The 14889-nt window shown below is 34.2% G+C and carries 13 protein-coding genes and 2 pseudogenes; 5 read left to right on the top strand and 10 right to left on the bottom strand.

Annotated elements, in window-relative coordinates:
• Positions 1-201: 201 nt before the first annotated feature.
• The 8 genes and pseudogenes from AC13DP_RS01175 to AC13DP_RS01210 all read right to left on the bottom strand — a co-directional run bounded on the left by AC13DP_RS01175 (position 202) and on the right by AC13DP_RS01210 (position 5321).
• Complete coding sequence (locus tag AC13DP_RS01175; RefSeq protein WP_483067173.1) at positions 202-1440, bottom strand: ABC transporter ATP-binding protein; 1239 nt, start codon at positions 1438-1440, stop codon at positions 202-204.
• Between the two features lie 3 nt (positions 1441-1443).
• Complete coding sequence (locus tag AC13DP_RS01180) at positions 1444-2355, bottom strand: alpha/beta hydrolase (protein WP_228250411.1); 912 nt, start codon at positions 2353-2355, stop codon at positions 1444-1446.
• Between the two features lie 208 nt (positions 2356-2563).
• Complete coding sequence (locus AC13DP_RS01185; RefSeq protein WP_228250410.1) at positions 2564-2932, bottom strand: helix-turn-helix domain-containing protein; 369 nt, start codon at positions 2930-2932, stop codon at positions 2564-2566.
• Between the two features lie 11 nt (positions 2933-2943).
• Entirely contained in the window at positions 2944-3240 is a 297-nt protein-coding gene (locus tag AC13DP_RS01190; RefSeq protein WP_228250409.1) for a type II toxin-antitoxin system HigB family toxin, read from the bottom strand.
• Between the two features lie 237 nt (positions 3241-3477).
• A pseudogene (locus AC13DP_RS01195) lies at positions 3478-3633 on the bottom strand (hypothetical protein); the annotation flags it as partial.
• 90 nt (positions 3634-3723) lie between these two features.
• Positions 3724-4077 (bottom strand): hypothetical protein, encoded by a 354-nt coding sequence (locus AC13DP_RS01200; protein ID WP_483067174.1) that lies wholly within the window; start codon positions 4075-4077, stop codon positions 3724-3726.
• Positions 4052-4471, bottom strand: coding sequence for a hypothetical protein (locus AC13DP_RS01205; protein ID WP_483067175.1), 420 nt, complete (start codon positions 4469-4471; stop codon positions 4052-4054). Before AC13DP_RS01205 ends, AC13DP_RS01200 begins: the two co-directional genes overlap by 26 nt.
• Positions 4452-5321 carry a hypothetical protein gene (locus AC13DP_RS01210; RefSeq protein WP_483067176.1) on the bottom strand — a complete coding sequence of 290 codons (870 nt, stop codon included), beginning with the start codon at positions 5319-5321 and terminating at the stop codon, positions 4452-4454. The genes AC13DP_RS01205 and AC13DP_RS01210 overlap by 20 nt, the downstream gene beginning before the upstream one ends.
• Positions 5322-5474: 153 nt before the next feature.
• Between AC13DP_RS01210 and AC13DP_RS01215 the strand changes: the two genes are divergently transcribed.
• From AC13DP_RS01215 to AC13DP_RS01230, 4 genes are all read left to right on the top strand, one after another.
• A complete protein-coding gene (locus AC13DP_RS01215; RefSeq protein WP_013070802.1) occupies positions 5475-5885 on the top strand; it encodes a helix-turn-helix domain-containing protein in 411 nt (136 codons plus the stop codon).
• Between the two features lie 107 nt (positions 5886-5992).
• Positions 5993-7345 (top strand): ApeA N-terminal domain 1-containing protein, encoded by a 1353-nt coding sequence (locus tag AC13DP_RS01220; RefSeq protein WP_483067177.1) that lies wholly within the window; start codon positions 5993-5995, stop codon positions 7343-7345.
• Between the two features lie 167 nt (positions 7346-7512).
• On the top strand, positions 7513-8694 hold the full coding sequence (locus tag AC13DP_RS01225; protein ID WP_483067178.1) for a hypothetical protein: 1182 nt from the start codon (positions 7513-7515) through the stop codon (positions 8692-8694).
• A gap of 3 nt (positions 8695-8697) precedes the next feature.
• Positions 8698-9801, top strand: a complete 1104-nt coding sequence (locus AC13DP_RS01230; protein WP_483067179.1) for a hypothetical protein — start codon at positions 8698-8700, stop codon at positions 9799-9801.
• Positions 9802-10024: 223 nt separating this feature from the next.
• Here AC13DP_RS01230 and AC13DP_RS01235 read toward each other — a convergent pair.
• Positions 10025-10276, bottom strand: a pseudogene (locus tag AC13DP_RS01235) (ABC transporter ATP-binding protein); the annotation flags it as partial.
• Positions 10277-10346: 70 nt separating this feature from the next.
• The gene (locus AC13DP_RS01240) at positions 10347-13601 is read right to left on the bottom strand and encodes a S41 family peptidase (RefSeq protein ID WP_483067180.1); all 3255 of its coding nucleotides are present in this window, start codon (positions 13599-13601) and stop codon (positions 10347-10349) included.
• A gap of 247 nt (positions 13602-13848) precedes the next feature.
• Here AC13DP_RS01240 and AC13DP_RS01245 point away from each other — a divergent pair, with 247 nt between their 5' ends.
• Positions 13849-14418 carry an RNA methyltransferase gene (locus AC13DP_RS01245; protein ID WP_347406591.1) on the top strand — a complete coding sequence of 190 codons (570 nt, stop codon included), beginning with the start codon at positions 13849-13851 and terminating at the stop codon, positions 14416-14418.
• Positions 14419-14889 lie beyond the last annotated feature (471 nt).

The raw sequence follows: 14889 nt of genomic DNA on the forward strand, positions 1-14889 counted from the left end.
GTTAACTTCCAATTTTACGAGCAATTTTCGATAGGCCAGGTTTTATTCAAAATTCAACATTTTTGATCCTGTTTTCAGGTTTTTGCTGCGTGATCTTTTCTGTAACAGCGAAGCGGTCTAATTCCTCATCACCCAATTCTAACGCTTACATCTGCACATCACCGCATTATCAAATCAGCACATTTTCAAATTGATCATTGTTTATTGAATCTTGATTTTTCCAACAGATCCGTTTTCCGTAGGAAATAATTCATATTCAAAATCGGGATGTAGTCCTTTTTCTTTACGATGTGAAACATAGATAATTGCCGTATCACTTTGTGCCGCAATATGATTGATAAGATTAGTAATTTTTAAGGCACTTTTATCATCCAGCCCGGTAGAAGGTTCATCCAAAATCAATAATGGTGGATGTTTGATCATCGCGCGGGCAATTAGCAACATCCGTTTTTCGAGATTCGATAAATCATTAAAGACTTTTTTTGCTTTCTCCTGAAATCCTAAAGTCTCCAACCATTGCTTTGCCAATGCTCTTTGTTTATCTGAAGGTTTTTGGTACAATCCAATACTATCTACCAACCCGGATATTAGCATTTCTTCTACGCTATTTCTACGGATAAAAAGTTCAGTAATCGAAGGTGAAAAATAGCCGATTTTCTTTTTGATTTCCCAAACCGATTCACCGCTACCTTTTTTCTTTCCAAAGAGAAAAAGATCGACGCCGTAAGCTTTTGGATTATCGCCATAAATCATGCTTAAAATGGTGGTTTTACCCGATCCGTTTGGTCCGGTAAGCTTCCAGAATTCGCTGCGTTTCACTTCCCAGCTAATATTGCTTAAAATTGGCCGATCTTCATAAGCAACATTTACATTTTTTAATTGTATCAAACTTTCCGGAATACCTTCAAAAACCTTTGGAGCCGCCGGAATCCTTTTTATTTCTTCTAAAAATCCCTGCTTGTTTTCAATAAAATCAGCTTTATTTTTAAAAATTGTATTTCCGGCTCCATCAAAATCGAGAATAATATCTATAAAAGGGAGAATATCTTCTTCTCTTCTAAAGATTTGCACAAGGATGAAATCTGATTTTACTTCAGCAAGCCGCTCTTTGAAATTCGCTACAGATTGCACATCTAAACAATCAAAAGGATCATCTAAAATTAGATATTCCGGCTGCTTTTTCAGTAAATAATCTAATAGCGCTTTTCGCTTTTCACCACTGGAAAAGGTACGCAGACTGCGACTTTCATCTTTTACTAAAACCGAATTTCCATGTTTTTGATCGTCCTTTATAAAATTTTGCAGAACAGCTTCAGAATGTTCAAGACCATGTTTGTGTTGCAACTCCTCAAATCCGGGTACTTTTTTATCTTTTTTAAGATCGTCTATCAGTCGGGAAACCAGTTTGTGATCTCTCGCATAAATCCCTAAATGTCTCATAAATTAATTTAAATTCCGCAACCAATCGGTTAATCGATCGCTCCAGCTTTGCAGGTAATAAATTTCATTTGCCAGCGAGAATCCATGACCACCTTTGGGGTAAATGTGCATTTCGGTGGGCACCTCATGTTCTCTTAAAGAGGTATACATTCTAAGACTATTTTCTACCGGCACCACATCATCATCGCCAGCATGTATAAGAAATACAGGAGGCGTATTTTCGGTTACCTGAAGCTCATTGGAAAATTGTTTTTCTAATGCTGCAGTTGGTTTTTTACCTAACAAATTATCATGAGAGCCCTGATGAGTTATTTTTGAATCCATGCTAATTACCGGATAGACTAAGACCATAAAATCGGGACGAATTTCTTCGGAATCTGTACTATCTATTGCGGAATAAAATGCTTCCTGATAATGCGTTCCCAAAGTGGAAGCCAAATGTCCTCCAGCCGAAAATCCCATAACACCAACTTTGCTTTTATCGATATTCCAGTCTAAAGCATTTGCTCGAAGTATTCTAATACCCCGCTGCGCATCCTGAAGTGGTGCTTTAAAACTTTCCTTTACAGAAGCAGAGCCGGGTAACCTGTATTTTAAAACTCCGGCTGCAATTCCTTTTGAGTTCAGATATTTAGCAATCTCGGTACCTTCCCAGTCATAAGCCAGACCGGCATAACCACCACCGGGACAAACCAAAACTGCCTGCCCGTTAGCGGATGCTTTTGGCGGAAGATAAACTTCTAATGTTGGCTTTTGGACTTTTGTAATCCAGGTGATATCATCCTGATTTATGTCTTCCTTTTCATCAGATTTTTGCTTATTAGGCATTTCATCTTCCGGCCAAAGAGGAAGGGTTGATACTTGTGCGGCCAAAGAAAAGCTGAAAAACAGAACGAGAATACTAAAAGTTTTCATTAAAAATTGAATTGTTTAGTATAAATGTAATTAATTATCCGGGGATAAGCTGAGAAAAATCTAAAAACAGCTGTCAGCAAAAAGTGGTTTCAAGTATGGATCGTTCTCGATTGGTTGCCAAGTTTTGTCTGCTTAAAATAAATATTGCTAAAATAATAGATTATGAATTTAGCCGTGATTGACAATTCTCGTTGCCACTTTTCGTTTTTTATTTCGATAATTGATAATTAATTACTAAAACAGAAGCTGAAATATGTAAAATTCTCTCTAATTCTCTAATCATATCAACGGTTAATCTTTTCTTTTTATTTAAAATTTCCGAAACTCGACTCTTTCCTCCAATTACACCAACCAAATCTTTTTGTTTTAAATTCATTTCTTCCATTCTAATTTTTATAGCTTCGATTGGGTCGGGAGCTTCAATCGGGTAATTTTGATTTTCATAATTCTCAATCAACATCGATAATATTTCAGCTTCGTCCCCCTTATTAGTGTTTTCTGGAGCATCAAAAATAATTTCTAATCTTTCTAAAGCTTTTTCGTAATCTTGTTCTGATTTTATAGGTTTTATTTTCATGATTTTATTTGTTAAATAGTGTCCGCATTTATTTTATCATATTCGGCATGTGTTCCGATAAATCTTATAAATGCCCATTGTCGATCAAAATTAAATTTCACAATCAACCTATAGGAATTTCCTTTAATATTGAACACCACTCTGCTATCTTTTAAAATACTTGCGTTTATATAAGTTTTTTTAATATCACTAGGCGAAGTCCATTCAGAATTTTTAGCTGTTTCATACCAAGTTTTCAAATATTGTTCAGAATCAGCGTGCTTATCCCAAAATTCTCTCAATGTTTTCTTAGCAATTATTCGCTTCATATTTCTAATGCTGAATACAAAGATATAAAAAGTTCTCAAATAAAGAACTTTTTATATAAAAGATAAAGAGTAACTACCGACTCTAAATTAAAATCATAATGAAATTCCGGATTTACCTATAGCCATCGGGACGGCATGACGTATCTATTATTTTTGATTTTTTCAACTAAAGGCTTTTTAGACAAAGATTACTTCCTAGCCCAAATTTTGAATATAAAATTTAGAACTTTAACCCCATCACTGATACCCCGCTGCCTGAAGATTAAATAATTCGGCATATAATTTATCGTTTTCCATCAATTCTTCATGCGTACCAATTTCTAGCACCGCGCCATTTTTTAAGACCATGATTCGGTCGGCAATTCTCACCGTACTAAATCGATGCGAAATCATGGGGCGCAACCAAGATTGTGCCCACAGGCATACATCTTGTTAAAAAGTACCTATTTTAATACGTGTACACTTTTTATATGACAGCCAATTTCAGGAATTTTCAGTAGCTAGTTTCTTTTCTAGTTCCAATTCTTCCAATAATTCCGAGAGCTTATCGACTAAAGCCAATTCTTCCGATGGTATAAGCTGGGTGACAAAACGAAGTACTTCCATAACGTTATATTTGGGATTGGGTACTTCTAGATCACATAATTGTTCATTCTCTTCTAAGGCTACAATACATACCTTAATTAAGTTCATGATCAAAAACATGAGATCCAAGTGGCTATCAACTCTATAAGTACCCTTATAACATTTTCCTTTTCTACTAGTATCAGGGGTTAAATGCAACATATGATCTTGCTTAAATTCCTGAAGCCTATTGATGAGTTTTTCCTTTTTCATAACGTTCTTGGTTTTTAAGGATTTGCTTTTTGAGTTTCTTGGGGAAATGAATATAGTCCGTGTCATTTTCAAGTATGGCTATAATTTTTTCCAATTGAAACATATCACCATCGGGCATTAATTCAATGACCATTTCTATAACTAATTGAACACTGGAGTTTTTACTTTGGTGGCTTAAGCTTTTCGAATAAAAATCACCTTCACCATCTAAGGCTAAGACACAGACTTCTAATAATGATCTAATACGCATTACGTAATCGGTATGATCTCCAAAGCGAATGGTAGCGCTTCTATACGTATGACGTTTGGTTTCTTCCTTTTTTAGACCATACTCAGTAGTTCCAATTCTTTTTAGATGTTTCAATTTTAGCTGATCAAGTTTTCTCGTTTTCATGGGATGCTGTTTTTAAAGTTTGTAATTGGTGATTAACAAGGGGTAAGAGATAATCTAAAAGACATTGGCTATAAGAATGCGCCATGTTAAGGTCTGCTACTGAAAATAATGAGCTACTTCGATAGCGAAGTTCCGTATGATGAAAGCAAAAGATGTTTTTTAGTGGCGACTGTTCAAATAGTTGTTCTGAAAAAATATTGGGTGGTATTTCATGGCAGTATTGAACAAGTTTAAAAAGATAAAACGGATGATGATGTTGCGGATGATAATGCAGAAACGCATAAATAGTTCCTAAGCAAAGTTGTTCAAAAGATAATCGTATTAAATGTGCGCTTAATATTCCAACGTTTTCTTTAATAGCACTTAAACTTAAACAATGCTTGGCTATTGCTATTCGATCTTGTGTGTAGTTGGTTATGCCCTTAATATCCAGTTCAGGGATTTGGCTGAGTTTTAGTAGAGCTAATTCAAAAGGAGAACCCTCAACCAAACCACCTGATTGGAGTATTTTAGAAAAGAAGTATTTATTATGATCAGAAGCCGCTATAAGTTGCTTTGGCATATAGAGTAATAAGCTGATTGTATATTTGCCGCCCGATTCTTGGAATACAATATCTGAAAGGTTGGCAACGGCATTTGAGCTAATATGCTTGCTTAATAGCAACAAATAAAAATGATAGTGCTGTTGTTGCTTGGAAGCATCATTATTCAAGGAACTATGCGTTCCATGTGCCGATGATTGCATGCCGAAATAGTATAAACTTGTAATTTCGATATGCTTTTTGAGGATTTCCGTAATTTGGCTTAACGCAAATTCTATAACTTTGGAAGGATGCAAGTTGGTAAGCATAGATCAAAAGGTGTTAAAGTGAAACTTCAGTGATGGTCAATGAACCTTCAAGTTTTAAAAAGAACCGACCGTAGCGAACCAGAATAACCAGTAAAAAACAATAGAGAACTTGTTTTTTACTGCAAAGGGTGATGAGCGCAACTTTTAAAAAGAATGTTTATCTTTGAGATTATGAGCACAGCAACAAAAACCAGTCATATCGGTAGAAAAATCAGCCGAATCAGAGAACTTCGAGGAATGAAGCAGGAAACCCTTGCCGCAGAATTAGGGATCAGCCAACAAAGTGTTTCCAGCTTAGAACAAAGCGAGCATATTGAGGATGAAAAGTTGGAAAGAGTGGCGAAAGTGTTAGGGGTGAGTAAAGAAGCTATTGAGAACTTTTCCGAGGAATCGATTTTTCACAATATTAATAATTTCAACGATAACAGTGTGAATAACGGTCCATTAAATAATTTTCACTGTACGTTTAACCCTTTAGATAAAGTCGTTGAACTTTATGAGCGTTTGGTTCAAGCGGAAAAGGATAAGGTGGCTTATTTGGAGAAATTATTGGAAAAAAAATAGTGAAGAAAAAAATACTTAAGAATTGAATAAAGTGTCGATAACAGGATTAATATTCTAGTAAATCGCACATTTTTTATTAATAATAATTGTCGGTTGCAATACTCACTATGATTACAGCTAAAATTTATAAAGGAAAATTTAAAACTCCAGATTCAGAGGAATGGTTTAATGGAACTTTAAATTATGATCCTGAAAGAGGTGCTGAACTTGAAATTTTTGGAAGCTTTAATCTTTTTTTCTTTGACAGATCTGCCAAACCAATAATTATAGGATATACTTCAGAAGGAAAAGTAACTTTAATAGATAATTGGTATAGAAGAACTAAGATAACTAGAGACAACGTTGTAATTGGAACTTATCAACCAAACATAATTTTAGAAGGTCATAACTTCAAAGATATTGATGAAATTAAATTTGACAAGGTTATTTTCCAGGTCTTCAACTTGTTTGAATGGATTGGAAAATCAGGACAAAAATCGGATTTCAAATACTATAATTCTGATGAATATCATATATCCTATAAAGCAATTGAAAAGATTGATTTTATTTTAAAAGAGCAAATAAATGGAAGCATTTCTTTTGACGGTCCAGTAACTATGAATGGAAAAGCTAATAAAATAGAATTACACGAAGAAGCATATGTTACTTTAAAATATGAAGAAAGTAAAAAACTGGAATTTATTCTTAAAGACATAACCCACTTTATTGATTCTATCACACTTTTTACAAATGAACAAAGTTATCCAACTAAAATTACTTTAAAAGATAACTCAATAAGAAACAAGAAGTCAAAGGCAAAAGAGGAGAAATTTATTTATTGCAATTATCAAAATAGCTTATACAGCCCTAGCCACAAAACAAGAAACCTAGGTGAATTCCTTGTAGATTTTGAAGATATAGAACACGATTATTCAGAAATAATTTCTAACTGGTTCGGTCTTTATCAAAATTTTGACTCAGTTCTTTTATTATTCTTTAAAAACTTTAAAGACAAATATAAATTCTCATCAGACAAGTTTATGGATACGATTCGCGCTATTGAGAATTTTCATAGAATCAATTATAATAACGAAAGAATACCACAAGAAAGCTTCGATAAATTAGTGAACGAAATATTATCTCAAGTCACCCTAAACAAAGAAGATTCGGATTGGCTTAGAGGGCGATTACAAGGAAATGAACCTACTTTAAAAAATAGACTAAAAGAACTTATTGAGAATAGCGATTCTAGAACTATACAAAAAAGAGTTGGTAAAGTTAAAAGGTTCTGTTGGGAAGTAACTTGTTCTAGAAATTATTACACCCATTATGATCATAATTTAAGAAAATCAGCAAAAAAAGGATATGAGCTTTATGAGTTAACAAGGACATTAAGAGCCATTTTGACCCTCTACATTTTAAAGGAAATAGGGTTTAATTATAAAAATTTTCAAAATGGTTTAAAGTATCATTTCGGTTAGAGTACAGCAACCAACATCGGTTATAGCAAATAGCGGGTTTTGCCGGAAAAGTGTAATTTAGAAACCCAAGAAGAAATAGGTTAAGCCGACAAATTTGCGTTCCTAATCCCGCTACTTGTGCATAACCGTAGCCGTTATGGGCTATTAGAAATATAAATTCAATACAAATGAAATTAATAAATAGATTATTTGATAATAAAGTAAAAGCATACAATCTTCTATTTGAGATAGAATTGGAAGATTATCTAGAAATTGCAGAAAATATTCTAAAAAGTAATGCCTTTCAAAGAAGACGTGTTAAGTCCTCCTCTACCGTTTATAGCCTTTTAAAAGATGATTTAAGGACTGGATGTATCATACCTCCAATAGTTTTAGCTCTTTCAAAAAATGCAAAAGGTTTTATTGATTTAAAAAAGCTAGAGAATGATAATAATGAAATTGAGCAAAAGATTTTAGAATTTCAGAAGAACTTGATTATCCTTGATGGTTTGCAAAGAACATATACAATCAGGGATCTTCTCAATTCGCTTAAGTCATCTGGAGATGAAGAAGCTTATGAAAAAATTTCAAAACATCCAATTAGAATTGAAATATACGTTGGTATAGATAAATTAGGAATTCTATACAGAATGCTAACTTTAAATTCTGGTCAAACACCAATGTCTCTTAGACATCAGATTGAGATCTTATACTCTGATTATCTCGATGATGATTTAGGAGGAGTAAAACTACTCCTTGAGGCTGATGATAAATCACCTAAAAAGCCTGGCGAATACAAATTTAAAGATATTATTGAAGGTTTTAACTCTTACATTGACAGAGATTTTTTGACTTTAGACAGAAATGATATTTTAGAAAATATCAAAACCCTCGAAAAATTATCTAAAGAAAATCAAGAAATTGATCTATTTAAAGAATTCTTATTTCTATTTAATAAACTAGTAGAAGAATTAAATAATAAATCAAACAACTGGGAATTTGCTGATACCAATGAAATAACTGGTCAACCCTTTGGAAAAAATGCGAGAAAGATTTTTATTAAATCGCAGGTGATGACCGGATTTGGATCAGCAATAGGAAAATTGGTCGATTTTGAAAGTCTCAAAGATATATCAGATGTCCAAGAATTGATTGATAAAATAAAAGTTGACGAACCTGAAAAATGCCTTAATAATTTGATCTTTAAACTAGATAGAATTAGAACAATTGCAAGAAAAATTGGTAACGATCAAAGAATGTTTTTTCACTTTATGTTCAGAGAATTATTTGATAAGAAAGGTGATGCATATTTGGACCTTAATAAATCTATAGAGGAATCATTTTCCACTTACTTAAGGAAAACTCAATAATTTATGTCGCTATTCTACAATGGGAATTTATTAAATCAAAATGATTATGATTCTGATACTTCTAGCTTCACAATTTACAGTAAGGAGGCAAATGATTCGGTTTCTATTAATTACATTCCAAAAAAAGTAAATGAAGAACTTAATCCGAATGATTATGAAATTTTTGTTCTAGAGAACAATTCTTTAATCGCTGAAAACGATATTTTTCTTGTTCACGAAAGAAGGTTGAATAAAGGTGTCGGTTGGATTTTTCCTATATCAGTACTTGAAAGCAATGAGAATGATTATGCTGAAAAGGTTTTTTTTAATCAGTATAGATTCTTAGCATATCAAAAGATTCTTTCCACTTCATTTAAATTAGAGAAAAGTATAACTGTAAAAAAAGAGTCATACTTATTAAGTGATTTATTTAGTGGCGATCTTATATTATTTTTAGTTTCCTTAAATGAGTTAGAGAACGAAAAAAACGAATTTAACATTATAAAATATTTGCCAAGCCTTTCTATACATGGGTATTTTCTTAAAAATAAAATAGACTTAAAATATAATTGTCCAAAAAATTATATCTCAGATCGTTTTAGGGGTAAGAAAAAAATAATTATTGAGGAAGCAAAAAATCCCTTATATGGATCTCAATTCACTAAAAGACTTTTCACCAATTATCTTAAATCTCTAGATCATCATTTAATTCGATTTCACTTACTATATCAAATTGTTGAAAACAACATTACAGATATATTCGATGACGAATTTCAGCAACTTTTGGAAAATTATAAAGAAAAATTAATTACTAAGAATAATTTCATTGAGGGCATCAATAAAGTAAGAAACGAACGTGAAAATATTCGTAAGATTTTCACGGACTTAAATCCTAATGATGGAACATTTGAAAAATCTATTTTAATAGATTTAAAGAGAGATTGTAAAAGCTTTTTATTAGATTTTGGGGTGGAAGAAAAAAACGAAATTGGAGATTTACTATATGATGTAAGAAATATTCTTGTACATAACTATAGATCAATTGAAGATCATAATATAGAATTACTAGACGAAATTACTTTTGAGTTTGAAGTTTTAATAAGTTATTTACTATCTAACAGCCCATAACAAAGAACTAAGCTGATACCTTCTCGCAAATAATAAAACTGTTTTAAATTCCAACCTAATCTTATTTTACAGATAATACTTTTTCACTATTATTGTAGTAATGAAGTACTAAACAACTTCAATATGTTCTAATTATAATGTGAGTTAATCGTGAGTTCCGGAATTGGGATTTATGGGAAACCTTATAAAAACTGCGGGTTTCAGAATGTTAGAAGCGTTCTGCCACCCCCACAAGCAATGAAATAATTACTATTACATCTTCGCCTTGCGTCAGAATATTAGACATTAATCCTACTCTTCCGGTAGTTTGGCGCCTTGCTCTTTCCAGCTTATCATAAAATTCTGAATCTTCTAATTGATCCAAATTCAGTTCGGCTGTTTTTTCAATAAGCTTCACTGAAGTATTTATCGAATATTGATCGCCCAACAAAGCATCGGTTAGGGAAACTGCCCTACTCAGTAAATCCGATAAAACTTGGGAGGGTAAAATAAAAAAGCCCCGAAAATGAATTCGGAGCTTTTATATTTTTTGGCTTCATAGAAATTTACTTTTCCTTTGGAGTAACCTGATCTAATAAAACTTCAATTCCTTTTTCTAATTGCTGATCGCGACCTTCGCTAATCACGCCCGGCATATTTTTCACTATAATATCGGGTTCGGTTTGGTTATTTTCCATCCATTCACCGGCTTTATTTTTAGCACTTACCGGAACAACTCCCCAATATGTACCATCGGCAAGACCTTCCCAACCGGCAAAACTACAGGTTCCTGGTACCGGCATTCCAATAGTAGTCCCGATATTTAAATCGGTATACCCACTGGCATAACAATGCCCATCTGAATACATACTTTCATTAAATAGAGAGAGTGTTGGCTTCGTCCATCGTGAAGTTGGTTCTCCTCCTACAACTTTATCTTCAGTTTCATAAGTGATAAACGGAGTTCCTGTAAAGAAAGCTGCAAGATCTGCAACCAGATCGCCACCTCCATTAAAACGGGTATCCACGATCACGCCTTCGGTTTCAAAATATTTCCCCATCATATCCTCGTAGATCGAGCGGTAAGGCTCATCGCTCATTCCCGGAATATGTACGTACCCCAGTTTCCCGTTACTTTTTTCTTCTACTTCTTTTCTATTGATTCTTACAAAGCGGTTATACAACAAACTGCGCTCTTGCCCTAAAGAGTTAGGCTTCATGGTGATTTGCTTTGGCTCTTTTGCTTCAGGGTCTTTAATCTCCAACAACACAAATTTGTTGGCTTTATGATTTAGGTATTTTGCAATGTCCTGATCATTTTCAATCGTTTCGCCATCAATAGCCGTAATCACCATTCCCGGTTCGATATCATAAGCCGCTTTATCTAGTGGACCGCCTTTGATAACTTCAGCAATTTTAATTCCGTTTCCTTCAAAATCATAATCCATAAAAATACCAAGCGATGCGGTTTCGTCGCCATCATTGCTTCGGTTACGGTATCCCGCTCCAGAATGCGAAACATTTAGTTCGCCTAACATTTCGGAAAGCATTTCAGCAAACTCATACGAATTACCAATATGCGGCAGGTATTTTTTATACTGAACGTACAACGAATCCCAGTTTTTCCCGTGGAATGTTGGCTCATAGAAAATATTCTTCGTTCTTATATATACATGATCGAACATTTTTTCACGCTCAGCATCTTCATCATAATACATATCTCCGGCAATCTTAATTGCTTCTGACTTTTCTTTATCCACATCGATTTTAGAAATATTTCCACCGCTTAATAGATAAAGATTTTCCTGCTTTTTATCCCAAACTAAGCTTCCCCCTCTGGAATTTAGTTTTACTGACATTTTGGTTTCACCGGTGCGAAGATTGGTTTCCCAAAGATTGTTTTTATCCTCGAAACTTGACAGGTAATAAATTTTCTCTCCATCTTTAGAAAGCACGGCATCACTTAAGCTACTGGAATGCGTGGTAAGACGTTTTTTTCTCTCTTTCATCCCGTCCCAATCAAACTTTAGATCTTTAATTTCTTCCTCTTTCTTATCTTTCTTATCTTTTTTATCTTTTTTATCCTCTTCTTTGTCCTCATCTTTCTCGGCTTTCTGAGCTTCTTCAATAGCTTTCATGAGCTTATGATCTTCTTCAGACATATTGAATTTATCATAAGCTTCCTGGGTAAAAAACATCGAATAAACATCGGCCTCTGTTCTTCCGCTAGTGGCGTAACTTTTTAGCCCATTGCGGTTACTAAACCAAAGCATTTGCTTCCCGTCGTTTACCCATTTAGGATTGTAATCCTGGTAGCCACTTTCGGTTAAATTTTCCCGTTTACTACCATCTGCAGCCAGTAACAACACTTCATTATTACTTAATAATTTTCCCCAGTCCATCAAAATCCACTTGCTATCAGGACTCCATGTAAAATATTGATCACCATCACTCATGGTAAATAGATCATCCGAAGTTAAAAGGTCGATTTCTTTTCCCGAAGACAGCTCTTTTACTCGTAAGTTTCTTCGTCCTGAAATATAAGCCAGCTTTTTACCATCAGGAGAATATTTAGGGATATAACTATCGGTATCGGCTTCAATTACCGGTTCTTCTTTTAATAATGTTGAAGCATAGAAAAATGGCTCCTCTTTTCTTACAATTTCGGTTTTATAGATACTCCATTTTCCATCTCGCTCACTGGAATACACCAGTGATTTACCATCAGGTGTAAACGACACAAAACGCTCCTGACTTGGCGTATCGGTAATTCGCTTGGTTAACGAACCATCTACCGAGGTTACAAAAACCTCTCCTCTGGCTACAAAAGCAATTTCTTTACCATTTGGGGAAACTTCCATTTCCTGTACACCATCTTTAATACTTATATAATTATCATTATTGTCTACAGGCTGTGTTCTAATATTTACATCAACTTTTTTAGGCTCCTGCCCTTCCCTCATGGTATATAACTCACCATCGTACCCAAAAGCCAAAGTTCCATTGCCAAAACTTAAAAAACGAACAGGGAAACTTTCAAAACTGGTTAATTGCTCGGTTTCCTTAGGATTTTCTATGGATAATTTATGCACGTTAAAATTTCCACTTTCTTCACTTAAGTAATATAAATTCTCTTCTGAATCATCAAAAATAGGCTGGCGATCTTCTCCTTTAAACGACGTAATCATCGTATGCTTATCCTGATCAACATCATATGTCCAAAGATCACGGGTTACTGAAGATACGTGATGTTTACGCCATTCGTTCTCGCTACCAACTTTATCGTGATATACCATGGTTTTTCCATCTTTACTTATCTGAACATATTCTGCCGGTATTGTAAAAATCTGATCTACACGTCCACCTGTCGTAGGAACGCGATATAATTCGGGCTGATAACTTGCTGGAAACTGCCGATGTGTGGCCAAATCCTGGCGAACTGCACCAAAAATAACCGATTTGTTATCTGCAGAAAAACTAAAAGGTTGCTCATCGTTGCTATGATACGTTAGTCGAGTTGCCGGGCCGCCCAAAGCATCCATCACAAAAACATCAAAATTCCCATAACGATCTGAAGCAAAAGCAAGCTGTTTACCGTCTTTACTCCAAACAGGCATATAATCATGGGCTTTATGAAATGTGATCTGTTTTGCATCGCCACCACTTGTAGCAACGGTATATAAATTGCCTTTATAAGTAAAAGCAATAGTTTCCCCATCTGGAGAAATCGTTTGGTATCGAATCCATTTTGGGGTAACCTGGGCAAAACTTTGCCCTACTCCCAAAAGTATTGCGAAAAGTGAAAAGAGAATTTTCCTCATGTTATGAATTATTACAAAAGATTTAAATAAATATTCCAAAGATGCCAAAAAAAGCTGAGCTTTGAAACAGCGGGAACTTGCAGCATTTAGCACTATCGCTTAGCTTTTGACAAAAGTTTTGTTTTTTTGCGAAATTAGATCAAATCACAATTGATTTTTCAGCAAACCGCCTTTCAATTATTAATTGTGAAATTTTCACAGTTTTAAAACAGGTACCAAAGCCAACAAAAATTTTTATTTTTGCGACATGAAAAACCGGAAGATCAAAAACAGTGAGCTCAATCGTAAGTCGGTTGAAGAATTTAAAGAGGCTAGAAAGACTCCCATTATTGTTATTTTGGACAATATTCGAAGTCTGAATAATATTGGATCTGTTTTTAGAACTGCCGATGCGTTTTTAATCGAAAAAGTTTATTTGTGCGGAATTACTGCGAAGCCGCCTCATAAAGACATTCAGAAAACAGCCCTTGGCGCTACTGAAACGGTGGTTTGGGAACATGTTGAAGACACCTTAGATTTAGTAGAAAAACTGAAAGAGAATAACATAAAAGTATTTTCTATCGAACAAGCAGAAGGTGCCGTAATGCTCAATAATTTTAAGCCTGAAATTGGTGAAAAAATAGCGGTAATTTTTGGGAATGAGGTAAAAGGCGTACAGCAAAAAGTAGTTTCGGCTAGTGATGGCGTAATTGAAATTCCACAAGCCGGAAGCAAACATTCTTTAAATATCTCTGTAAGCACCGGTGTAATCCTGTGGGATTTGTATTCAAAACTTAAAGCTACAGATTATAGTTCTGTCGGTGGACACGGGCATTAATTTAGTAGTGAATATTAAGAGCTTAGAACGCTTAGGCTTTTAGAATATAGCAGTCAGAAAATAGAGTATAGAAAAGAGACAGCAAGAATCAGGAATCAGGACAAATCTTAACTTTTGAATTGGCTGTAAACTGTATATCGTTAACTTTTTCGGAACTCGATCGAAATGACAAAGATTCTCCTCATTTCCACTGTATCGTAGCGAAATGGAGAAGTCGTTAACAATCAACTAAAAAAACTTCTGGATACAACAAATTTCTCCATTTCACTTCGAAATGTGTCACTCGAAGTGACATCAACTTACTGTAAACTAAACTCATTTTCAGGGACCAAAAATTATATCAAGAACTGTAAAGCACTAAACTGTTGGAATATAGAATAGAGGGAAGAGACTGCAAAGAGGTACGATTCAAGAAACAGAAATCAGAAGTATTTAATTTTAAATCTTAAATTTTGAATTGCCTATAAACTT

Source organism: Zunongwangia sp. L-65 (assembly GCF_056859415.1).

Coding starts and splice junctions, on each gene's coding strand:
- AC13DP_RS01215 (WP_013070802.1), top strand. CDS start 5,475: ATGTTTATCTTTGAGATTATGAGCACAGCAACAAAAACCAGTCATATC.
- AC13DP_RS01245 (WP_347406591.1), top strand. CDS start 13,849: ATGAAAAACCGGAAGATCAAAAACAGTGAGCTCAATCGTAAGTCGGTT.
- AC13DP_RS01190 (WP_228250409.1), bottom strand. CDS start 3,240: ATGAAGCGAATAATTGCTAAGAAAACATTGAGAGAATTTTGGGATAAG.
- AC13DP_RS01210 (WP_483067176.1), bottom strand. CDS start 5,321: ATGCTTACCAACTTGCATCCTTCCAAAGTTATAGAATTTGCGTTAAGC.
- AC13DP_RS01180 (WP_228250411.1), bottom strand. CDS start 2,355: ATGAAAACTTTTAGTATTCTCGTTCTGTTTTTCAGCTTTTCTTTGGCC.
- AC13DP_RS01220 (WP_483067177.1), top strand. CDS start 5,993: ATGATTACAGCTAAAATTTATAAAGGAAAATTTAAAACTCCAGATTCA.
- AC13DP_RS01205 (WP_483067175.1), bottom strand. CDS start 4,471: ATGAAAACGAGAAAACTTGATCAGCTAAAATTGAAACATCTAAAAAGA.
- AC13DP_RS01230 (WP_483067179.1), top strand. CDS start 8,698: ATGTCGCTATTCTACAATGGGAATTTATTAAATCAAAATGATTATGAT.
- AC13DP_RS01225 (WP_483067178.1), top strand. CDS start 7,513: ATGAAATTAATAAATAGATTATTTGATAATAAAGTAAAAGCATACAAT.
- AC13DP_RS01185 (WP_228250410.1), bottom strand. CDS start 2,932: ATGAAAATAAAACCTATAAAATCAGAACAAGATTACGAAAAAGCTTTA.
- AC13DP_RS01175 (WP_483067173.1), bottom strand. CDS start 1,440: ATGAGACATTTAGGGATTTATGCGAGAGATCACAAACTGGTTTCCCGA.
- AC13DP_RS01200 (WP_483067174.1), bottom strand. CDS start 4,077: ATGAAAAAGGAAAAACTCATCAATAGGCTTCAGGAATTTAAGCAAGAT.
- AC13DP_RS01240 (WP_483067180.1), bottom strand. CDS start 13,601: ATGAGGAAAATTCTCTTTTCACTTTTCGCAATACTTTTGGGAGTAGGG.